The organism is Flavobacterium lindanitolerans (genome assembly GCF_002846575.1).
GTDB lineage: Bacteria > Bacteroidota > Bacteroidia > Flavobacteriales > Flavobacteriaceae > Flavobacterium > Flavobacterium lindanitolerans.
Genome location: NZ_PJND01000007.1, coordinates 2,186,029 through 2,206,252 on the forward strand (window position 1 = coordinate 2,186,029; position 20,224 = coordinate 2,206,252).

Annotated in this window: 22 protein-coding genes; 10 read left to right on the top strand and 12 right to left on the bottom strand. The window is 36.3% G+C overall.

Annotation, left to right across the window (positions count from 1 at the left end; translation table 11 throughout):
* Positions 1-19 precede the first annotated feature (19 nt).
* The 3 genes from B0G92_RS09745 to B0G92_RS09755 all read left to right on the top strand — a co-directional run bounded on the left by B0G92_RS09745 (position 20) and on the right by B0G92_RS09755 (position 2,401).
* Positions 20-448: an organic hydroperoxide resistance protein gene (locus B0G92_RS09745; protein WP_101471961.1), complete on the top strand. Its 429-nt coding sequence runs from the start codon at positions 20-22 to the stop codon at positions 446-448.
* 185 nt (positions 449-633) lie between these two features.
* Complete coding sequence (locus tag B0G92_RS09750; protein ID WP_101471962.1) at positions 634-1,653, top strand: sensor histidine kinase; 1,020 nt, start codon at positions 634-636, stop codon at positions 1,651-1,653.
* The gene (locus tag B0G92_RS09755) at positions 1,634-2,401 is read left to right on the top strand and encodes a LytR/AlgR family response regulator transcription factor (RefSeq protein WP_101471963.1); all 768 of its coding nucleotides are present in this window, start codon (positions 1,634-1,636) and stop codon (positions 2,399-2,401) included. Before B0G92_RS09750 ends, B0G92_RS09755 begins: the two co-directional genes overlap by 20 nt.
* A 65-nt stretch (positions 2,402-2,466) precedes the next feature.
* Here B0G92_RS09755 and B0G92_RS09760 read toward each other — a convergent pair whose 3' ends face one another.
* Positions 2,467-3,240, bottom strand: coding sequence for a DUF1223 domain-containing protein (locus B0G92_RS09760; RefSeq protein ID WP_101471964.1), 774 nt, complete (start codon positions 3,238-3,240; stop codon positions 2,467-2,469).
* 93 nt (positions 3,241-3,333) lie between these two features.
* The gene (locus B0G92_RS09765) at positions 3,334-3,720 is read right to left on the bottom strand and encodes a DoxX family protein (protein ID WP_101471965.1); all 387 of its coding nucleotides are present in this window, start codon (positions 3,718-3,720) and stop codon (positions 3,334-3,336) included.
* Positions 3,721-3,991: 271 nt separating this feature from the next.
* Here B0G92_RS09765 and B0G92_RS09770 point away from each other — a divergent pair, with 271 nt between their 5' ends.
* Positions 3,992-4,732, top strand: a complete 741-nt coding sequence (locus B0G92_RS09770; RefSeq protein ID WP_101471966.1) for an SDR family oxidoreductase — start codon at positions 3,992-3,994, stop codon at positions 4,730-4,732.
* Between the two features lie 32 nt (positions 4,733-4,764).
* Here the strand turns inward: B0G92_RS09770 and B0G92_RS09775 are convergent, their stop codons facing one another.
* Entirely contained in the window at positions 4,765-5,103 is a 339-nt protein-coding gene (locus tag B0G92_RS09775; RefSeq protein ID WP_101471967.1) for a winged helix-turn-helix transcriptional regulator, read from the bottom strand.
* 166 nt (positions 5,104-5,269) lie between these two features.
* Positions 5,270-6,685, bottom strand: a complete 1,416-nt coding sequence (gene mnmE, locus B0G92_RS09780) for a tRNA uridine-5-carboxymethylaminomethyl(34) synthesis GTPase MnmE (protein ID WP_101471968.1) — start codon at positions 6,683-6,685, stop codon at positions 5,270-5,272.
* Between the two features lie 141 nt (positions 6,686-6,826).
* Here mnmE and B0G92_RS09785 point away from each other — a divergent pair, with 141 nt between their 5' ends.
* Together B0G92_RS09785 and B0G92_RS09790 are read left to right on the top strand one after the other, a co-directional pair.
* On the top strand, positions 6,827-7,666 hold the full coding sequence (locus tag B0G92_RS09785) for a universal stress protein (RefSeq protein ID WP_101471969.1): 840 nt from the start codon (positions 6,827-6,829) through the stop codon (positions 7,664-7,666).
* Between the two features lie 32 nt (positions 7,667-7,698).
* On the top strand, positions 7,699-9,069 hold the full coding sequence (locus tag B0G92_RS09790; protein ID WP_101471970.1) for an NAD-dependent succinate-semialdehyde dehydrogenase: 1,371 nt from the start codon (positions 7,699-7,701) through the stop codon (positions 9,067-9,069).
* 252 nt (positions 9,070-9,321) lie between these two features.
* On the opposite strand, the gene B0G92_RS09795 is transcribed toward B0G92_RS09790, so the two are convergent.
* From B0G92_RS09795 to B0G92_RS09820, 6 genes are all read right to left on the bottom strand, one after another.
* Positions 9,322-9,864 (bottom strand): hypothetical protein, encoded by a 543-nt coding sequence (locus tag B0G92_RS09795; protein WP_101471971.1) that lies wholly within the window; start codon positions 9,862-9,864, stop codon positions 9,322-9,324.
* A 10-nt stretch (positions 9,865-9,874) separates the two neighbouring features.
* Positions 9,875-10,993, bottom strand: coding sequence for a DNA polymerase III subunit beta (dnaN, locus tag B0G92_RS09800; RefSeq protein WP_056071321.1), 1,119 nt, complete (start codon positions 10,991-10,993; stop codon positions 9,875-9,877).
* 98 nt (positions 10,994-11,091) lie between these two features.
* Positions 11,092-12,756, bottom strand: coding sequence for a gliding motility-associated ABC transporter substrate-binding protein GldG (gene gldG / locus B0G92_RS09805; RefSeq protein WP_101471972.1), 1,665 nt, complete (start codon positions 12,754-12,756; stop codon positions 11,092-11,094).
* Entirely contained in the window at positions 12,756-13,481 is a 726-nt protein-coding gene (gene gldF, locus B0G92_RS09810; protein WP_101471973.1) for a gliding motility-associated ABC transporter permease subunit GldF, read from the bottom strand. The genes gldG and gldF overlap by 1 nt, the downstream gene beginning before the upstream one ends.
* Before the next feature lie 154 nt (positions 13,482-13,635).
* Positions 13,636-13,932, bottom strand: coding sequence for a putative quinol monooxygenase (locus B0G92_RS09815; protein ID WP_101471974.1), 297 nt, complete (start codon positions 13,930-13,932; stop codon positions 13,636-13,638).
* A gap of 106 nt (positions 13,933-14,038) precedes the next feature.
* Entirely contained in the window at positions 14,039-14,866 is an 828-nt protein-coding gene (locus B0G92_RS09820) for an SAM hydrolase/SAM-dependent halogenase family protein (RefSeq protein WP_056071334.1), read from the bottom strand.
* Between the two features lie 106 nt (positions 14,867-14,972).
* Here B0G92_RS09820 and B0G92_RS09825 point away from each other — a divergent pair, with 106 nt between their 5' ends.
* The 3 genes from B0G92_RS09825 to B0G92_RS09835 all read left to right on the top strand — a co-directional run bounded on the left by B0G92_RS09825 (position 14,973) and on the right by B0G92_RS09835 (position 17,696).
* Positions 14,973-15,923, top strand: coding sequence for a PhoH family protein (locus B0G92_RS09825; protein ID WP_056071337.1), 951 nt, complete (start codon positions 14,973-14,975; stop codon positions 15,921-15,923).
* A 241-nt stretch (positions 15,924-16,164) separates the two neighbouring features.
* Positions 16,165-17,115 (top strand): phosphoribosylaminoimidazolesuccinocarboxamide synthase, encoded by a 951-nt coding sequence (locus tag B0G92_RS09830; RefSeq protein WP_101471975.1) that lies wholly within the window; start codon positions 16,165-16,167, stop codon positions 17,113-17,115.
* A gap of 194 nt (positions 17,116-17,309) precedes the next feature.
* Positions 17,310-17,696, top strand: a complete 387-nt coding sequence (locus B0G92_RS09835; RefSeq protein ID WP_101471976.1) for an ankyrin repeat domain-containing protein — start codon at positions 17,310-17,312, stop codon at positions 17,694-17,696.
* Positions 17,697-17,777: 81 nt separating this feature from the next.
* Here B0G92_RS09835 and B0G92_RS09840 read toward each other — a convergent pair whose 3' ends face one another.
* Positions 17,778-18,869 (bottom strand): M42 family metallopeptidase, encoded by a 1,092-nt coding sequence (locus B0G92_RS09840; RefSeq protein ID WP_101471977.1) that lies wholly within the window; start codon positions 18,867-18,869, stop codon positions 17,778-17,780.
* 82 nt (positions 18,870-18,951) lie between these two features.
* On the opposite strand from B0G92_RS09840, the gene B0G92_RS09845 reads away from it, so the two are divergent.
* Positions 18,952-19,608 (top strand): DUF4294 domain-containing protein, encoded by a 657-nt coding sequence (locus B0G92_RS09845; protein ID WP_101471978.1) that lies wholly within the window; start codon positions 18,952-18,954, stop codon positions 19,606-19,608.
* Between the two features lie 200 nt (positions 19,609-19,808).
* Here B0G92_RS09845 and B0G92_RS16615 read toward each other — a convergent pair whose 3' ends face one another.
* Positions 19,809-20,042: a hypothetical protein gene (locus tag B0G92_RS16615; RefSeq protein ID WP_143395015.1), complete on the bottom strand. Its 234-nt coding sequence runs from the start codon at positions 20,040-20,042 to the stop codon at positions 19,809-19,811.
* Positions 20,043-20,224: the final 182 nt, after the last annotated feature.

The window sequence follows — 20,224 nt, forward strand, 5'->3', positions numbered from 1 at the left end:
CAAATAAATAATTATAAAAATGGAAAACAACATCACAAAAGCAGAAAAAGTATTGTACACAGGGAAAACAACAACAATAGGAGGAAGGGAAGGCAATTCAAAAAGTTCAGATGGTAGATTAGACATCTTACTTTCTTCACCAGGAACAAATGGTAAAGGAACCAATCCGGAACAACTTTTTGCAGCAGGTTGGTCTGCCTGTTTTATCGGAGCGATGAATATTGCTGCTAGCAAATTAAAAATTAAACTACCAGAAGATAGTGCTGTTGATGCAGAGGTTGATTTGTGTCTCAATGGCGATCAATATTTTTTACAAGCCCGGTTGAACGTCAAACTACCGGGAATCGAAAAAGAATTGGCAAAAACTATTGTAGAGGGGGCACACCAAACTTGTCCCTATTCAAAGATGAGTAGGGGAAATATTGATGTAGAGATTAACTTACTATAAAATAAAAATCAATTATTGGAACTATCGCAAAATAATGGGGCGCCCTCTAGTATTTTGCGATAGCTTTTCAGTATCCTCCATTTTTGAGGCTAAATATTCATTAATTTTATAGTCCTTTGTTTTGAAAAAACAGCCTGAAACTTGAGAAGGTTATGACTCATCACAGCAATTAATCCACATTAAGAATGGAAAAAGAAAAAAGAAGATTTCAAGTGTCGCGACGTGTTATCTGGGGAAGTTCCCTGGCGCTGGCGATTCTGGCTTCGATTCCCAAATTATTTGACACAGATTCCACAGTTAGCGATATTCTAATAAATTCATCCATTACTTTTTTATTTTCGCTTTTTATCTGGTTTTACAATATTTACAGCCTTCCTAAATTTACATCTAAAGACAACACAAAGAGTTTTTTAAACTGGAAGTTATTTTTGAGTGTTATCCTCGGAATCGTAATCATGGTGATTTTGGTTATAGCACATCAAGAACTTTTCCAGGTTTCTAAAATGGATGCACCAATCATGTTTGAACTGCGTGGGGTTTTGATAAATTTAATTGTTTATATGTTTCTGCATCTGCTGTTTCAAAATTATCAAACCCAGCAAATGGGAGTAGAATTAGAACGTACGATTTCAGTCAATTTAGGCGCACAGTATGAACTTCTGAAACAGCAAGTGAATCCTCATTTTCTGTTCAATAGTTTAAATACGTTAAAATCTATGGTGGAAATGCAAGATCCGCAGAGTACAGAATTTATTTTAAAGCTATCAGATTTTTATCGGTTTACATTAGAAAGCAGAAAATTGGATTTGATTCCTTTACGCGAAGAACTTCAAATTTTAGAATCTTACACTTATTTGTTAAAAGCCAGATTTGAAGAAGGGTTCATAATGATTAACGAAATAGAAACGAAATATCACGATGCAGCAATCCCACCTTTTACATTGCAATTATTAATAGAAAACTGTATCAAACATAACATCGTTTCATTAGAAAAACCTCTGGAAATAAAATTGTATAATGAAGGTGATTTTTTGGTAGTTCAAAACCAAATTCAGTTGAAAAGAGGTGTATTATCGACAGGTGTCGGACTTGACAATATCAACCAAAGATTCAGTCATCTGATTCATAAAGAAATTGAAATAGACAAAAATGAAACAATTTTTAAAGTAAAAATACCGATTATTCATGAATATAATACTAATTGAAGATGAAGTTAAAACGGCTAAAGCTCTTGGCCAGTTGATTCTTAGCATTCGACCGGATATTCAAATACTTTCATACATTCAAAGTGTGGATGGTGCCATAAATTACCTGTCACAAAATGACCAACCTGATCTTATTTTTATGGATATTCAGTTGGCAGACGGCCTGTGTTTTGAAATCTTTAAAAATGTTGAAGTCATTTCACCCGTAATATTCTGTACGGCCTTTGATGATTATGCTATTGAAGCTTTTAAATCCAATGGAATTGATTATGTTTTAAAGCCATTTTCAAGAGAAAGTATCGCACAGGCAATAAAAAAAGCGGGTGAACTGAAGAATTTTTTTCAAAGAAATAAGAAGAACCTTCCCGATTTTGATTATCTGCTTACCAAAACCGGGGAACAAACGGGTAAAAGCAGTTTCTTAGTTTTTAAAAACAATAAGTATATGACGGTTCAGACCGAGAATATTGCTTATTTTTTTATTAAAAATGAGACTCCCACAATCATGACATTTGATAAATTAGAATACCAGGTAACACAGTCGTTGGATGAGGTTAGCAAGCTGTTGTCGTCTCAGCAATTTTTTAGAATCAACAGACAATATTTAGTCAATTTTTCTGCAATAAAAGAAGCAGAACATTATTTTTCACGTAAGCTAATTTTAAAGTTGGCTGTTCCTACGGAAGAAAAATTATTAGTAGGAAAAGATAAAGCTACACTTTTTTTGAGTTGGCTAGAAAATAGATAATAACTCAAAATTTAAAACCTGAAAAAAACAGAAGAGTTAATCTTCTGTTTTTTTCAGGTTTTAGTTTAGAGGTTAATTCTTGTTGCCGAAATTATAGCTCCGGTCTCATTATTTTGTACAAAACCGATAAGTTCATAATCTTTGGAATTAACACTAGAAGGTTTCAAAATTTCTACAACATCTTCTTTTCCTTTTAATGTAAATGTATAGGAGCTACTAACAATCTGCACATGGTTTAGAAGAACTCCGGTATTCTCACCCCGTTCTACTTTTGTACTTGCTTTTTTGGTAACAATGGCTAGAAATAAACTGGAGTTTTCTGAAATTCGATCAGTTTTATAATGAACTTTTAAAGAATTTCCGGTAGTTTTTGCATCCAAATGTAAGTTTGATTCAGCTATGTTATTTAACGCTTTCGATACTTGTTTATATAATGTCAGCTTACTGTCCCCTGCAAATTCACTAGTACCGTTGATTACAAATTGAGGCGTATACATCACATTAAGTCCTAGCCATTTTTGGTATTGACGTTGACGATCCGTAAATTCTTCTTTGCTAAATCGGTCTTTCCAACCCAAACGATTCCAATAATCCACATGGAAAGCTAAAACATAAACATTTTTGCCTTTGGTTTCATTTTGGATATTGGCCAAAAGTTCATCGGCAGGAGGACAGCTTGAACAACCTTCAGAAGTAAAAAGTTCTACAACTGCAAAACCTTCATTTTTATTTTTAAATTTAGTTTTGTCTGGGAATTTGATTTGCGGGAACATAAAACAGTCTACAAAAAATAGGAGCGCCAGGGTTGTAGCTACGGTTATTAAGATGTTCTTATTCATAATATTTATTTTTTAAAATTTATAGTTTATATGAAATACAGCCTAAGGAGTGTTTAGGCTGTATTTTAAAATAATGAGTGTTTTGTGTTTAAATTAGTTGATTGAATATTCTGCATTGTATAATTTTCTAAACATCATATAAGTCACGCTAACCATCACAAAAGCGATTATTGCATCGATAGTAGCGGGGAATCCCAAAACGGCAAGTTTTGAAAAAAAAGCGAAGATGATGTCAAAGAAGACTCCGGCAAATACCCATTCTTTCAATCGTAACAATTTATTCGGAATCAATAATGTAATGACTCCTGATACTTTCATTACTCCAAGTATGTAGATAAAATGTGCAGGGTAACCTAACTGTTGTGTAATTACCCAAACCAACGGATTTTTAGTAAGTTCAAATAAGCCGCTGGTTCCAAACCATAATGAAGTTAATATGACCCCAATCCAATAAATAATTTTTGTTGTTTTTGCATTCATGATTTTATGTTTTTTAGTTATTTAATACCGCAAAGTTGGTTTACTGATACCCATTATGAAACCAGAAATAAGGTTAAGCAGACAATTTTTGCAGCGAAACGGACAACGGAAAGATTGAACGTTCTTTTATAAATAAATAGCAGTTAGTTAGGATTGTATTTTATAGATAAATAGAGTTAAATAAAACCGATTTTAGTATACTTGAGTATACTGCTTACAAAAGTATACCAGTGATTTGTTAGTTTTGTTTAAAATTTAAAACAAAGAAATCATGAATACAATTAAAGGAAAAATAGCACTGGTAACAGGTGGAAATAGTGGGATTGGATATGCTACTGCAAAAGAATTAGCTGCCAAAGGAGCAACCGTAATTATTACCGGAAGAAGAAAAGATGCTGTAGAAAAAGCAGCTGCTGAACTGGACGTTTCAGGTCGTGTTGCAGATCAGGGAAAACTGCAGGATACAGAGGCGTTAGTAAACGATGTATCAAAGCAATTTGGGAAGATAGATATACTTTTTATAAATGCTGGCATTGGTGCATTTACGTCTATTGAACAGACCACAGAAGAACAGTATGACAGCGTGATGAATGTAAATTTAAAAGGGGCTTATTTTATGTTAAGTAAATTCATTCCGTATTTGAATGATGGAGCTTCTGTAGTTTTTCTTTCGTCAAACAGTGCAAGTATGTCAATTCCAAATAGTTCAATTTATGCTTCTAGTAAATTGGCATTAAACTCAATAATGAAGATTGCTGCTTTAGAATTGGCTCCAAGAAAAATTCGTGTAAATTCTGTAAGTCCGGGGCCTACTAAAACAGAAATAATGAACAAGTTCGGACTTGATCAGACCGTAATTGATCAATTACACGATGGAATGATAGGCCAAATTCCGTTGGCTAAAATGGGAACTGCTGAAGATGTGGCCAAATTAGTTGTTTATTTGAGTGACGAAGCGGCAACTTTTATAACCGGATCTGAATTTGTCATAGATGGCGGTATGATGCTATAAAAATAAAAGGCGGAATCTTTAGATTCCGCCTTTTATTTTTTTCTTTCCATGACAATGTCTCTGTGGCTTCGTCCCCAATTAATCATTTCGGCAATTACGTTTCCAAACGAACGACAATGTTCTGTAGGTTCATATTCAATCAAAACCGGAATATCAGGATAAACCGTTCTTTTAACCAGTTTGTTGACTTCCATGTCTTTCAACTCCTTTGAAAGCATTCGGGTTGTGATGCCAGGAATACTGCGTTCGATTTCCTTAAAGCGCTTGTTTCCATTACAAATAGAGTTTATAATTGGGATTCTCCATTTCCCTCCAATAAAATAAAGTGTGTCCTGTAACGAGCGTAATTCTTCTGCCTGGTCTCTTTCCATGGTTGATTTTTGATATACTATAATATGCTGGTTACAAATGTATATCAATTTTATTAAATCATAATATTTTTTGGGTAGGAATAGATGTAAAATGATAACTAAAGATTAACCAGTTAAATCGGTGTTTATAGGTTTTTAACTGTTGGTGTTTTGTGTTTATGTCTTCCTATTTCCCGATACAAAAATTCGCAAAAATATTCCCCAACAATTCATCATTAGTAACCTGGCCTGTAATCTCGCCAAAGTAATACAAAGCCTGTCGGATATCAATAGCCATCAAATCACTTGAAATATTAGATTGAAGCCCAAATTTTACTTTTTGGATTTCTTCCAACGCTTTTAATAACGAATCATAGTGCCTTGTGTTAGTCACAATCGTTTCATTATTTCGCAAAGCACCCGTATTTACAAAAGAAAGAAGTTGGTTTTTTAATGCTTCGATATTGACGTTCTCCTTAGCAGAAATTAAAAGAATTTCTGGGATTTCTGATTTAAGATTTTGGATTTGAGATTCGGTTAGCGTATCAGCCTTATTCCCAATAATAATCAAAGGCTTTAACGGAAACTGATTCCTTATCTTTTCAACTTCAATCTTTACATTATCTAACTTGCTGCTATCTGAAGTCTGAAATCTGAAATCTAAAATCCCCGAGCTGTCCAAAAGATAAACAATAACCTGTGCCTGTTCTATTTTTTCAAAAGTCTTTTTGATACCGATACTTTCTACGACATCTTTTGTTTCACGGATTCCGGCTGTATCAATAAATCTAAAGCTGATACCGTTAATGACTAATTCATCTTCAATCGTATCGCGTGTGGTTCCGGCAATCTCTGAAACGATTGCACGTTCTTCATTTAATAAGGCATTCAAAAGCGTAGATTTTCCCACATTAGGTTCACCCACAATAGCTACCGGAATTCCGTTTTTGATAACATTACCCACGGCAAACGAATCAATAAGACGTTTCAATACAAACTCGATACGCTCCAATAAATCATAAAATTGCGTTCTATCGGCAAATTCAACATCCTCTTCAGCAAAATCCAATTCCAGTTCAATAAGAGAAGCAAAATTCAGCAGTTCTTCACGCAGTTTGGCAATTTCATTCGAAAAGCCACCTCTCATTTGCTGCATGGCGATTTGGTGCGAAGCCTCATTTTCTGAAGCAATCAAATCAGCTACAGCTTCAGCCTGTGAAAGGTCTAATTTACCATTGATAAAAGCCCTGAGCGTAAATTCTCCCGGTTCCGCCATTTTACATCCTTTACGTAGCAGCAATTGGATAATCTGCTGTTGGATGTAGGTAGAGCCATGACATGAAATCTCCACAACATTTTCACCTGTATAGGAATTTGGGCCTTTAAAAATAGAAAGCAATACCTGGTCATATACTTTCGTGCCGTCGATAATGTGACCCAGATGAATGGTATGTGTCTTCTGTTTGAGGAGGTCTTTTCCTGAAACCGACTCAAACACGGAAGCCGCAATCGTCAAGGCGTCTTTTCCTGAAACCCTGATAATGGCAATGGCTCCGGCTCCGGATGGGGTAGCTAAGGCAACGATAGTATCTTGTGAAACCATAATATATATTTTGTGCAAAGATAGAGTAAAGTTGCCATAAGCAAAAACCACGCGCCTATGTTAAATAAAAGCAAACTCGCCGCTGTGATTTTCCTGGGGTTGGACTTTTTTGTAACTTTATAGATACAAAACAACTGAAAAATGAAACGAATCCTTTTTCCAACCGACTTTTCTGAAATTGCGGACAACGCTTTTCTATATGCGCTGAAAATGGCAGATTCGCTGGAAGCAGAAATCATCCTGCTCCACACTTTTGATATGCCAATTATTGATGGTGCCGAAATACCTATTAATTTTAAAGAAATGTATGATACGCTCGAAATACAGCAGATGTCACATTTCAAAGATTATATTACGCATTTGAAACAGATTGCTGAGAAAAACGGAATGGGACACATACAGATGTCACATTTGCTCAAATCGGGCGACCTGACCTATGCCATGCAGGATGTGGTGCAGGAACATAATATAAATCTGGTGGTTATGGGCACAAGTGGCGTTTCCGGATGGTTTGATTCGCTTTTTGGTTCGCAGACAGGCGAGGCCATTACTTCACTCACGGTTCCGGTGTTAAGCATTCCGGTAGAGGCCAAATACAAAAAAATAAAAACCATTGCCTTTACCAATTTATATCGTGAAAAGGATTTTGAAGCTTTGCAACGTCTGGTTGAAATTACCTTAAAATTTGGCGCTACCATAAAAAGCTTATATGTTAAAAAATCATTTACGTCACTTTCAGACGAAGATATAAAAGCATGGGAAGAAAGATGCAGTGCCTGGCCGGTACAGTTTTTTGTTATTCCTCATGATGATGTCAAAGAAACCATACAGGACTTTATCAATAACCAGCATATCGATTTGTTGACCATGCTTACAGAAAAAAGAGGATTTTGGGAAGACCTTTTTACATCCAGCCTTACCCAGAAAATCTCCTATAAGATTGAAATACCAATGCTGGCACTTCATGAAAACGGCTTGTAAAGCACAATTATATATTCCTAAAACATTTAAAAATGGCTATTAAGACAATCAATCCCTATAACAATAAAGAAATCAAATCCTTTGAAGAGTTTTCCGAAGAAGCGGTGGAGAAGAAAATTGCTCAGGCAGATAAGACTTATCAGAAATGGAAAACCATTGCCATAAAACAACGGGCAGAACTTTTAATGAATGTTGCTTCCATCTTCAGAAAAAGGAAGGAAGAACTGGCAAAGTTGATTACATTGGAAATGGGAAAACTAATTGCCCAAAGTGAAGCTGAAGTTGAAATGTGTGCTTCGGTCTATGAATATTATGCGAAAAATGCGGCTGATTTTTTAGAAGATAAGCCCATAGAAATAAAAGACGGAAAAGCATTTGTCCGATACACACCAATCGGGATTATACTGGCGGTTGAACCGTGGAATTATCCGTATAATCAGGTAGCCAGAGTTGCTGCGCCAAATATTATGGCTGGTAACGTAATCATGGTCAAACACGCTTCTAATGTACCGCAATGTGCCGCTGCCATCGAAGAAATTTTTAGGGAAGCCGGAGCAGAAGATGGAATCTATACCAATCTATTCCTTTCCAGTTCAAGAATTGCCAAGCTGGCAGAAGACCCAAGAATAGTTGGTTTGTCGCTTACCGGAAGTGAAAAGGCAGGAGCCAGTCTGGCAGAAGCAGCCGGAAAAAATTTAAAAAAATCAGTTTTGGAATTGGGCGGAAGCGACCCGTTTATCATCTTGGAAGATGCCGATTTGGAAAAAGCGGTAAAAAATGCGGTAAAAGGTCGTTTCGGAAATATGGGACAGGCCTGTACTTCCTCAAAAAGGATTATAGCCGTTGGGAAAATTGCTGATGAATTTCTGGAAAAATTTAAAGAAAAAGTTACCGGATTAAAAGTAGGTGACCCTATGGAAAGAGATACAGAAGTAGGTCCATTAAGTAGTGAGGAAGCAGCCCAAAAAATAGAAAAACAGGTAAACGACACGGTAAAGTCAGGAGCAAAACTAGTCCTGGGAGGTAAAAGAATCGATAGGGAAGGAGCTTTTTACGAACCGACAATATTGACAGATATCAAACCAGGCATGGTAGCCTATCATGAAGAGATTTTTGGACCTGTCGCCTCATTCTATAAAGTAAAAGACGAAAAAGAAGCCATAGCTCTGGCCAATGATTCTACTTTTGGTTTGGGTGGTTCTGTTTTCAGTGAAAATATTGACAGAGCTGTTGAAGTAGCAAGCCAGATTGAAACCGGAATGGTATTCATCAATGAGCATGTGGCATCCCGCCCGGATCTGCCTTTTGGTGGAACCAAACGTTCAGGTTACGGACGTGAACTTTCTGAATTGGGAATTGAAGAATTTGTGAATAAGAAGCTCATTAGGATAAGTAATAAATAAGTTGCTAAGAGGCTAAGGTTCTGAGGTTCTAAGTTTATGCTTTTTGGTAGGTGAAAGGAATAAGTTATTGAAAGTGATTTTTATATATGCTTATTTGGTGCTAAACCTCACAATAGTCACTATCGACTAACCATTATCAACTATCAACTATTATCTAGACACTATCCACTTTCCACTAATCACTATCAACTAAAAAAAAGCCGTAGCTCAGAGAGAGTCTACGGCATTTTGGTATAAAGGGTTGGTTATAGCTTATTCATTACTGCTCAGGTCAGTAAATAATCCGTTATACTTTCCGCTAAAGGTTTGCCCATCTGTTCGGGTAAATTGGAAAGTCAAATCAATTTTGTTTTCAGATACAGAATTAATCGTAACCGTCTTTTCGGTAGCATTAAGCCCTGCTTCAGAGCTTTTCAGCAAAAAAGTACCGTCAACATAAGTGTAATTCTCATCCTCTGCATTCTGTACATAGGCACCGCCGGTTTGTATAGAATAATTAGGAATATCGGTTATAGTTCCGGCTTCCAGATTGACACCGTTAAAATCAAAATAAATTTTGCTGATGTTGGACACTGCGGTTGAATCGTTCAGGTTTACATTCGAAAGTACAATAGAAATAGGACCCGGAGTCTCATCTATAATATTTTCGTCAGTAACAAACGCATTATTCAATACGTGAAAGCCACCATTAAAAGTAAAACCATTTTCACCTAATTTTCTTCCGTCATCGTCAGAACAGGAAAGCAACAGAAATAGTGCGAGAAAAGGAACTATTTTAATGATTGAACGAGCCATTGAAAAGATTTTAGTTATTAAGCATTACCGGCATAACAAGCATCGTAACGGTTTCACCATCTTCGAGTCCGTCAACAGGAGTCAGAATTCCGGCTCTGTTTGGCAAGGACATTTCCAACATGATTTCGTCAGATTGAAGATTGGTCAGCATTTCAGTTAAGAAACGGGAATTGAATCCAATCTGCATATCGTCACCCTGATAGTCGCAGGTCAAACGTTCTTCAGCCTTGTTTGAGTAATCAATATCTTCTGCAGAAATATTCAATTCGGCACCGGCAATTTTTAAACGGATTTGGTGCGTTGTCTTATTAGAGAAGATAGCAACACGACGAACCGAACTTAGAAATTGTGAACGGTCAATCATCAGCTTGTTTGGGTTTTCTTTTGGAATTACAGCCTCATAATTTGGATATTTTCCGTCAATCAATCGGCAGGTCAAAACGTAGTTGTCAAAAGAAAACGTAGCATTGGAATCGTTATATTCGATTGTCACTTCAGCTTCAGAAGTTCCAAGGATATTTTTTAAGATAGTCAAAGGTTTCTTTGGCATAATAAAATCTGCCACCTGTGAGGCTTTTACATCGGTTCTCGCATATTTTACCAATTTGTGCGCATCAGTTGCCACAAACGTAAGTCCTTCCGGTGAGAATTGGAAAAACACTCCCGACATTACCGGACGTAAATCGTCGTTTCCGGCAGCAAAAATAGTTTTACTTACCGCCGTAGCCAAAACTCCGGCAGGAACTATGGTAGAAGACGGGTCATCAAGATTTACAGATTTTGGGAATTCTTCACCCGGAGCATACGCCAGAGCATATTTACCGGAATTGGAACTGATTTCAATAGTACTGTTTTCCTCTACAGTAAAAGTAAGTGGTTGCTCCGGGAAAGTCTTTAAGATTTCCAAAAGCAGTTTTGCAGGAACGGCAACGCTTCCGGTACTTGTAGAATCAATTTCTAAAGTAGCAGACATGGTGGTTTCCAAATCAGATGCAGAAACGGTCAATTGTTTGTTATCCAATTCAAAAAGGAAATTATCCAGAATTGGCAAAGTATTGCTGCTATTGATAACGCTTCCTAAAACCTGCAGTTGTTTTAATAAGTAGGAACTCGATACTATAAACTTCATTTTCGTCTTTTATTTAATAAGGATTGTAAAACTACAAATATTTTACATTGCACAAATATATCTTAAACTAATTCTAAAACAAAACCAATTTATTAACATTATTTGCTATAAGCCCGCCTTCTCAGGTAGGTAAACACTAACCCGAAAATAGCAAGAATGAGGATTGGTAATCCAACAGTTAGGAATTGGGTAAAGGTATAATTCTCTGAAACTTTTTTCTCATCCAGCAATGCAAGCTCTACATTTTTGCCTCGTATGTTGATAAGTCCCGTATCATCAAGCAAGTAATTAACAGCATTCATCAGGAAATCTTTATTGCCATAAACCTGCTGTGTCCATTGGTCAATTCCGTTCATCAATGGCTTTTTGTTGACGTAGGTGTAATTAATGATATCACCATCGGCAATCACAATCATTTTATTGGCTTTTCCTTCATCAAGTCCCTGATTCGCTTTAAAAGGCTTCACACGGTTTTTAAAAGCAGAAGTAAATTTTCCTTCCAGTAACACTCCTAATGTTTGGTTTCCTTTGGAATATTGGGCTTCGTTCAATTCGTCCATAAACTGGTGCAGGCTGATTTCTACAGGAGTTCCTACCACTTTAGATTGGGGCGAACTTTTTAAAAGTACTGTTTTTTTGATATTGTTTTTTAAGGTATCAATCTGATTGGCAAATTCTAATTTAACCAGATTGACATTTTTATTTATCGGATGGTTTTCGGCCGATTTTACAATTGGAGAATACAGCCAGTCAATAGGGAAATCGCCGTTTTCAGAACGTGCCGTAATTGGTGTTGACAATAAATCCTCTACAAGATTATAGTTAATACGGATACCGTATTTAAAGAACATATCATCAAGATTTAATTCCAGAGGAAGAGCCATAGCCGACTGTGATTCGTTCTGTAGGTTGTCAATATCGGCCGCAACCTTATCAATAAGCCAAAGCGTCTTACCGCCGTTCATGACATATTGGTCCAGAATATATTTTTCAGAATCGGTAAAAGCTTCCGTTGGTTTGGCAATGATTGCAGCATCAAAATGAGACAGATTCTGCATTGTTTTGTTAGGGTCATTGGCCAGCGAATCCAGATTGAATTCTCCAATCAGGTAATATTCTTTTAAATTAAGGACAAAATCTGCCAGATATTTGTCATTAAGTTCGCCGTTTCCTTTCATTACGGCAATCTTTTTCTTTTCGGTTACGGCCAGTTTTGTAAGCGCATCTGCAAAAGCAAATTCCAGCAACTGTACTGATTTGCTGATATTTTCATCGGCATTATTACCAAAATTATTAACCAGCAAAGGAACGCGAACTGATTTTGTACCATAATTGGCAATGGCCCACGGAAAGACCTGAATCATAGATTTTTTTCCGTTTTTATTGCTCTGGATATTGGTAGGAGTAAACCCAAGCCCGTTCAATTCAGATACAAATTGTTCTGCCTTTGACTCATCAGCCAACGGGTCTGTGAAATTAAAAATGATATTGGAGTTGTAAGCCCTGAATTCTTCCAGCATTTGTCTGGTTTCTCCCTCCAGTCGTTTGAATTCGGGTGGAAATTGTCCGTCAAGAAATACGTCAATATAAAGAGGCTTGTCTACCTTTTTAATCATGTCAAGCGTACTTTTCGACAAGGTATAACGCTTATCTTTTGTAAGGTCGAAACGCTTAAAAAAGAAATTACCGGCAATGTTTGCTGCAATCAGTAAAATGATAACGATGCTGAGCTGCTTCAGGCTTTGTTTCTTAGACGCTTTCATTAGGATTTCAAAGATTTAAGTTTAAAAGCGGTAAGCGATAAAAACAATATCGTAATGCTTATGAAATAAATAATATCCCGTGTGTCCAATACGCCACGGCTCATGCTTTTGAAATGATAATCCATGCCTATAGAAGCTACTATAAGGTCAAAGCTTTCTGCATAAGTTGAAATGCCGTCAAAACCAAAGTAGAATACAAAGCACAAAAGTACCGAAAGGATAAAGGCTACAATTTGGTTTTCTGAAAGTGTTGAAGTAAAAATCCCGATAGCTGTATAGGAAGCAATCAGGAAAAGTAATCCGAAGTAGGAACCCAAAGTACTTCCAAAATCCAAATTTCCTTCAGGATTTCCAAGATTGGAAACAACCAACACATATATAAGAGTAGGAATGATGGCAATTACAATTAATAGGAAAGCACCAAAGAATTTACCGTTGATGATTTCCCAGATGCCTAATGGTTTGGTAAAAAGCAATTCAATAGTTCCCTGTTTTTTTTCATCCGAAAAGCTTCGCATTGTTACTGCCGGAATAAGGAAAATCAAAATCCAGGGTGCCAATGTAAAAAACGGGCTCAAATCGGCAAATCCGGAATTGGGAATGTTAAAATCGCCTTCAAAAACCCAAAGGAATAGTCCGTTGAGCAGCAGAAAAATAGCAATCACCAAATAACCAATCGGCGAACCGAAAAAGGATTTGATTTCTCGTAGTAATATTGATTTCATTTATAATTGATAGTTGATAATGTATAGTGTATAGTTGATTTCAAATTTCAAATTTCTGATTTCTGATTTCTGATTTCTGCCATCTGCCATCCTGATAACGGGGCAAGTTACACCAAAAATCTTAAATCTTAAATCTCAAATCATAAATCCAAAATTATTCAAGCGTCACAAGCTTATCCACGCTCCACGCTTCGGGCTTATCATTAAATAATTTTTTGGTAAACGTCCAGATATCGTCAAAAAGCGCCGACTTCCTGTAGTTTTCTAAATCTTCTTCTGTTTCCCAATAACTGTAGGTGAAAAATACACACTTGTTATTTTTGTCCTGATACAATTCTAAGAAACGATTTCCGGGCGCATTTCGTATTTTTTCTTTCATCAATTCGAAATTTTCTAAAAAGGCAGGAATGTTTTTTTCGTGGAATGACAGTTTTACAATTCGTACAAACATAGTTTTATGATAGGTAAATTTGTGATTTATGATTTTAGATTTGTGATTTGTCTATTGCAGAAACCCTACTGCTTACAGCCTAAAGCTTAAAGCCCAATATATAAAGCTAAATAAAATTAATACTTACGAAATCGCGGTACTTTAATCCCAACAGGCTTGAGGCACCTCCAACAGAATTAGGATTGCTACGGTAGATTGCGATTTCTAAAAATCCCGCCTCATTGAAAATAGCCAACTCCTTTCCTTCATAAAATTTAATGGAATTCTGCTCAAAATTAACAATCGATGAATAATTAGGAAGAATGGTCCTTAATTTATAATTCTTAAAGCTGACTTCATATTTCCTGCCTTTTCCTATTTTAGTGAAAAGCTGCTTGGAAATATTAGTCACCACATTTCCAAAATGGTCAATATAGATAGCATAGCCTTTAATACTATTATTGTCCTGACTAACCACAGCCTGCAATTCAGTGACTTCTTTTATTTTAGTAATCTCCTTTCCTATAACATTTAGCAATCCGCCCCGTGCTAAATGACAGGCCACGGTTACAAAAACGTCCATAGCCGTTGCATTGATTCCCAGTCGGTCGTGTATATTAATAGATACAATTTTCTGCGGAATGATTTTTTGAATCAAAAGGCTCAATATTCCATTGTCAGCACAGATAAAATACTGGTCGTTCCATTGCATTGCAATATGCTGCGTTTCGGGATGCAGTTCAGAATCTACACCTATAATATGTACGGTTCCTTTTGGAAAGCTGGAATAAGAAGCACCAACAATATAACTGGCTTCAGAAACATTAAACAAATCAATTTCATGTGAAATGTCTACAATCCTCGCTTCCGGATATTCAGAATAAATTTTACCCTTTAAAGATCCGACAAAGTGGTCTTTGCATCCAAAATCGGTCGTAAGGGTAATTATTGACATAAAATTGTTTATAACATTAACGCCGGGGCGCCTAAATTTTTATTAAATTTGAGATATGCAAAGCTAACAAAATAGCCAGATAATTTTTAATTTAATACTATAGCTTTTGAACGAAAGAACAATCGAACTCGTAGATATTGCGCCAAAAGATTTTTGGGGCGCCCAAGATTCTCATCTTGAAACTATTAGGAAATACTACCCTAAACTAAAAATTGTTGCCAGAGGAACTACGATTAAAGCTTTTGGAGAAAAAGAAGTTTTAGACGAGTTTGAAAACCGCTTCCAGCGCCTGATGCTCCATTTTTCACGCTATAATAATATTGACGATAATGTTATTGAAAGAGTTATTGAGGGTGGTAGCCAACAGGTGGAAAGAATGGCAGACCATGACAAAATTCTGGTACATGGTGTAGGTGGAAAAATAATCAAGGCAATGACGCCAAACCAGCAGTTGCTTGTAGATACCGTAAACAAAAACGATATGGTTTTTGCCGTTGGTCCCGCCGGAACCGGAAAAACCTATACAGGTGTGGCAATGGCTGTAAAAGCGTTAAAAGAGAAGCAGGTCAAAAGGATTATACTTACGCGTCCTGCGGTAGAAGCCGGAGAAAATCTGGGATTCCTTCCCGGTGATATGAAAGAAAAACTGGACCCGTATATGCAGCCACTTTATGATGCCCTTCGTGACATGCTGCCCAATGAAAAACTGGAAGACTATATCACAAAAGGAATCATACAAATAGCACCATTGGCATTCATGCGTGGACGTACGCTTGATAATGCATTTGTTATTCTTGACGAGGCTCAGAATACAACACATTCACAAATGAAAATGTTCCTGACCCGTATGGGGAAAAATGCCAAATTCATGATAACGGGCGACCCGGGACAGGTTGATTTGCCAAGAAGGACAATTTCAGGATTAAAAGAAGCTTTACTGGTGCTAAAAGATATTGACGGAATAGGAATCATCTATCTTGATGATAAGGATATTGTACGTCACAGACTGGTTAAGAAAGTAATAGAAGCCTATAAAAAAATTGAAAACCACGATTGAGAATAGCAGCATATAATTAAATTAAAGGATAATACAACAGGTTCATGTTTTTGGTCTTACAACAGGCTAAAACAGAAACATATAAAATAGTAAAAAATAACCAGTTGTTTTAAAACAATTATTAAAATGAATAAGGCTCGGAAGTACTAATTAATAGGTATTATTTCGAGCCTTTTCTTTTGTGTATCTCTGCCAAACGAATTACTTTTGCATCTTTACAAACAACACAACAACCATAGAAATGAACAACACAATAACTACTACCAATTTTAATTTTCCGAAACAGAAATCTGTTTACAGAGGAAAAGTTCGTGAAGTGTATAATATTAATGACGAACTTTTGGTGATGATTGCTACTGACAGGCTTTCTGCTTTTGATGTGGTTTTACCCAAAGGAATTCCCTATAAAGGACAAATATTAAACCAGATTGCAACCCGATTCATGGAAATGACCTCACATCTTGTTCCGAATTGGCTCATTGCATCACCGGACCCAAACGTAGCCGTTGGCCATTTATGCGAACCGTTTAAAGTAGAAATGGTTATACGTGGTTACCTGTCAGGCCATGCTGCAAGAGAATACGCTGCCGGCAAAAGAGAAATCTGCGGTGTTGCAATGCCTGATGGGATGAAAGAAAATGATAAATTCCCGGAACCAATTATCACACCCACAACCAAGGCAGATAACGGAGAGCATGATGAGGATATTTCAAGAGAGGCAATTTTAGAAAAAGGAATCGTATCTGAAGAAGATTATGAAGTATTGGAAAACTATACAAAAGTGCTTTATAATAAAGGTACGCAGATTGCAGCCGACAGAGGTTTGATTCTGGTTGATACAAAATATGAATTTGGTAAAACAAAAGATGGAAAAATCGTTTTGATTGATGAAATCAATACACCTGATTCTTCAAGATATTTTTATAAAGAAGGTTATGAAGAAAGACAGGAGAGAGGAGAATCCCAAAAACAGCTGTCAAAAGAATTCGTGAGACAATGGCTTATTGCTAATGGCTTTCAGGGTAAGGAAGGGCAGCAGATTCCGGAAATGACAGAAGAATATGTAGAATCAGTTTCTGAAAGATACATTGAACTTTATGAAAACATTTTAGGAGAACAGTTTTTTAAAGCAGATATCTCCAATATTCATGAGCGTATCGAAAAAAATGTGCTTGAATTTCTGAATAAATAATCTAACACAATCATAATTATCTGATAACCACGCTCTGCGTGGTTTTTTTGTTCTTTGTAGTATGAAAGTAACAGGGAACATAAAACGCTAAATGTTAAAGTTATGTTAGAAAAATAAAATACTGTAACAAAAGAAAAAAACAGTCGTCTATTAAGTAACAATCAAATCAAAAAATAATTTAAAACACAATCATCATGAAAAAATCAATCGTTTACTTAGGAATTGCATTACTTGCATTTGGAAATGTTGCTATTGCAGCTAACACTAATTCCCTAACAGAAAACACTGTTGTTGTAAAAGCTAAAAACGTAAGTCCTTTTTGTCAGGCTATCGCTAAAGGAGATGTTGAAACTGTAAAAAGAATGATAGAATTCGGTACAGATGTCAATGCTACTTCAAATGGAATGACACCATTAATGTTTGCTGCACGCTACAATAAGGTAGAAATCGTAAAATTACTTTTGGAAAGCGGAGCGAAGGTAAACACAAAAGATGAAAAAGGATTTACAGCATTAAAACATGCTGAGCTATCAAATGCCACTGAAGCAGCTGAACTTATAAAAGCGCATAAAAAAGCATAAGAAATCATCAATCAAAATAAAGTCCCGTTATCTCATCAATAACGGGACTTTTGTTTTTATACCTATAGTAATATTAAGGTGTTATTTACCAAAGTAGGTAAATGTTTCTTCGTTTTTAATTTTAAGCAAAGATTCGTAAATCAGTTTTATCACATTTTCTACATCATCACGATGAACCATTTCAACTGTTGTATGCATATAACGAAGAGGCAAAGAGATTAATGCCGAAGCAACACCACCATTACTGTAGGCAAAAGCATCAGTATCGGTTCCTGTAACTCTTGAAGAAGCCAATCTCTGGAACGGGATTTTCTTTTCTTCTGCCGTATCCAGGATTAATTCCCTAAGATTGTTTTGAACGGCCGGAGCATAAGTCACAACCGGTCCTTTGCCAATTTGAGTATCACCTTCAATTTTTTTATCAATCATTGGAGTAGTCGAATCATGGCAAACGTCCGTAACTATGGCAACATTAGGCCTGATGGTTTTGGTAATCATTTCAGCACCGCGCAAGCCTACTTCTTCCTGAACGGAATTGGTAATGTATAGTCCAAAAGGCAGTTTCTTTTTATTCTCGTGAAGCAGTCGGGCAACTTCAGCAATCATAAAGCCGCCAATTCGGTTGTCGATAGCCCTGCAAACGAATTTGTTTTCATTCAGAACCATGAAATCGTCCGGATAAGTAATAACACACCCAACATGAACGCCAAGTTTTTCAACCTCTTCTTTTGTTTCGCAACCACAATCAATAAAAATATTATCAATTCTGGCGCCTTCTTCTTTGCCGCGATTTCGGGTATGGATAGCCGGCCAACCAAAAACACCTTTTACAATTCCGTTTTTGGTATGAATATTGACGCGTTTTGAAGGAGCAATCATGTGGTCCGAACCGCCATTTCGGATTACATAAATTAAACCGTTTTCAGTAATATAATTAACATACCACGAAATCTCATCGGCATGCCCCTCGATAACGACCTTATAGTTCGCTTCAGGGTTGATGACACCAACAGCAGTTCCGTAGGTATCCGTAATAAAAGTATCGACGTATGGTTTTAGATAGTCCATCCAGATTTTTTGGCCTCCGGATTCATATCCGGTAGGTGACGCATTGTTCAGATAGTTTTTCAGAAAATCAAGTGAAGACTTTTTGAGTATAGATTTTGATGCCATATGATTATTTTTTGGCTAAAATATAAATTTGAAATTACAGTTATCCATATATTATATAATTTTACATAACAAATCAAACTTAATGAAAACTATAAACTATTTCTTTTTACTCTTCCTTTTATCTAATACATTAAATGCACAGGTAGATAAAAATGACGAGTACCTGAATCAGCCAGATACAATTAAGGTAGTCCAGCTGGATGAAGTACTCATATTAAAAGGAGAGATTGATGAAGAAAGTAAAAAGAATTTCCTGATTTTGCAAAGAAGAGTACAACGCGTATATCCTTATGCAAAGGCTACAGCCGAAAGGTTGGTTGCGTTAGAAAAGGGAATGGCTAAACTAAAGACCGAAAAAGAAAAGAAGAAGTACTTTAAGATTGTAGAAAAATATCTCGTGAATGAATTCGAAGGACAGCTGAAGAAATTGTCCAATAGAGATGGACAAATTCTCGTAAAGTTAATCCATAGGCAAACGGGGTCTACCACTTTTGATTTAATTAAGGAGCAAAAAAGCGGATGGAAGGCATTTTGGGCCAATAAGACCGCTCGCGTTTTTAGTATAAACTTAAAAGCACAATACAATCCGTATAATGTACCGGAAGATTTTCTAATTGAAACCATATTAGTAAGGGCTTTTGAAGAAGGCAGACTCCCGAAACAAAACCCGGGGATCAATATTAATTACCAGGAATTAGCTAAATCATGGAATGAAAAAGTAGCGAAATCGAAAACATAAAATGGTTTTTACAATCAAAATAGAAGAAGGTAGCTTTTTAAAGCTACCTTTTTTATTGCTTTCAGAAGATTTTATCTGTATTGCATAATATAGTAGGTATGTCAATTCACTTAATTTTCTATTAAAATAGTCCTGTTTGTAATTGATCGCCCATGCTTTTACTAAGTTTGGAACTTCGTCCTTGAAAAATCTCAAAAAAGTTAGGCTATAGGCTTCTGTTTTCCAGTGCCTTGCAAAAAAGTTTGAAAAAAAGTTACGATAAAGCTTGCGGAAGCGGAAAAAGGTGCTACTTTTGCACCCGCAATAAAGGCGAAGTTCATAGGTAAATACTGGCAGGAAGCAGGTTTAAAAAAGGGATAAATTTTTCCAAAAATAAATTTGCGAGTTTCAAAAAAGGTTTTTACTTTTGCACCCGCAATCAGGGCAACGTTCATAGGGAAAATGCGATACCGGCTTTCAGGAAAAAAATTTTCCCGAAAAGCTTGCGTGAAACGGAAAAGGTCCATATCTTTGCCGTCCGTAAAAACGGTAAGGCCTCCGGCAAAAAAAATAAAATTTTTTTTCCGAAAAGGCTTGCGGGACTCGAAAAGAGTGTTACCTTTGCAGCCGCTCCGCG

Excerpts from the sequence above, each read along its gene's own strand:
- B0G92_RS09745 (WP_101471961.1), top strand. The coding sequence starts at position 20 with ATGGAAAACAACATCACAAAAGCAGAAAAAGTATTGTACACAGGGAAA.
- B0G92_RS09750 (WP_101471962.1), top strand. The coding sequence starts at position 634 with ATGGAAAAAGAAAAAAGAAGATTTCAAGTGTCGCGACGTGTTATCTGG.
- B0G92_RS09755 (WP_101471963.1), top strand. The coding sequence starts at position 1,634 with ATGAATATAATACTAATTGAAGATGAAGTTAAAACGGCTAAAGCTCTT.
- B0G92_RS09760 (WP_101471964.1), bottom strand. The coding sequence starts at position 3,240 with ATGAATAAGAACATCTTAATAACCGTAGCTACAACCCTGGCGCTCCTA.
- B0G92_RS09765 (WP_101471965.1), bottom strand. The coding sequence starts at position 3,720 with ATGAATGCAAAAACAACAAAAATTATTTATTGGATTGGGGTCATATTA.
- B0G92_RS09770 (WP_101471966.1), top strand. The coding sequence starts at position 3,992 with ATGAATACAATTAAAGGAAAAATAGCACTGGTAACAGGTGGAAATAGT.
- B0G92_RS09775 (WP_101471967.1), bottom strand. The coding sequence starts at position 5,103 with ATGGAAAGAGACCAGGCAGAAGAATTACGCTCGTTACAGGACACACTT.
- mnmE (WP_101471968.1), bottom strand. The coding sequence starts at position 6,685 with ATGGTTTCACAAGATACTATCGTTGCCTTAGCTACCCCATCCGGAGCC.
- B0G92_RS09785 (WP_101471969.1), top strand. The coding sequence starts at position 6,827 with ATGAAACGAATCCTTTTTCCAACCGACTTTTCTGAAATTGCGGACAAC.
- B0G92_RS09790 (WP_101471970.1), top strand. The coding sequence starts at position 7,699 with ATGGCTATTAAGACAATCAATCCCTATAACAATAAAGAAATCAAATCC.
- B0G92_RS09795 (WP_101471971.1), bottom strand. The coding sequence starts at position 9,864 with ATGGCTCGTTCAATCATTAAAATAGTTCCTTTTCTCGCACTATTTCTG.
- dnaN (WP_056071321.1), bottom strand. The coding sequence starts at position 10,993 with ATGAAGTTTATAGTATCGAGTTCCTACTTATTAAAACAACTGCAGGTT.
- gldG (WP_101471972.1), bottom strand. The coding sequence starts at position 12,756 with ATGAAAGCGTCTAAGAAACAAAGCCTGAAGCAGCTCAGCATCGTTATC.
- gldF (WP_101471973.1), bottom strand. The coding sequence starts at position 13,481 with ATGAAATCAATATTACTACGAGAAATCAAATCCTTTTTCGGTTCGCCG.
- B0G92_RS09815 (WP_101471974.1), bottom strand. The coding sequence starts at position 13,932 with ATGTTTGTACGAATTGTAAAACTGTCATTCCACGAAAAAAACATTCCT.
- B0G92_RS09820 (WP_056071334.1), bottom strand. The coding sequence starts at position 14,866 with ATGTCAATAATTACCCTTACGACCGATTTTGGATGCAAAGACCACTTT.
- B0G92_RS09830 (WP_101471975.1), top strand. The coding sequence starts at position 16,165 with ATGAACAACACAATAACTACTACCAATTTTAATTTTCCGAAACAGAAA.
- B0G92_RS09835 (WP_101471976.1), top strand. The coding sequence starts at position 17,310 with ATGAAAAAATCAATCGTTTACTTAGGAATTGCATTACTTGCATTTGGA.
- B0G92_RS09840 (WP_101471977.1), bottom strand. The coding sequence starts at position 18,869 with ATGGCATCAAAATCTATACTCAAAAAGTCTTCACTTGATTTTCTGAAA.
- B0G92_RS09845 (WP_101471978.1), top strand. The coding sequence starts at position 18,952 with ATGAAAACTATAAACTATTTCTTTTTACTCTTCCTTTTATCTAATACA.
- B0G92_RS16615 (WP_143395015.1), bottom strand. The coding sequence starts at position 20,042 with ATGAACGTTGCCCTGATTGCGGGTGCAAAAGTAAAAACCTTTTTTGAA.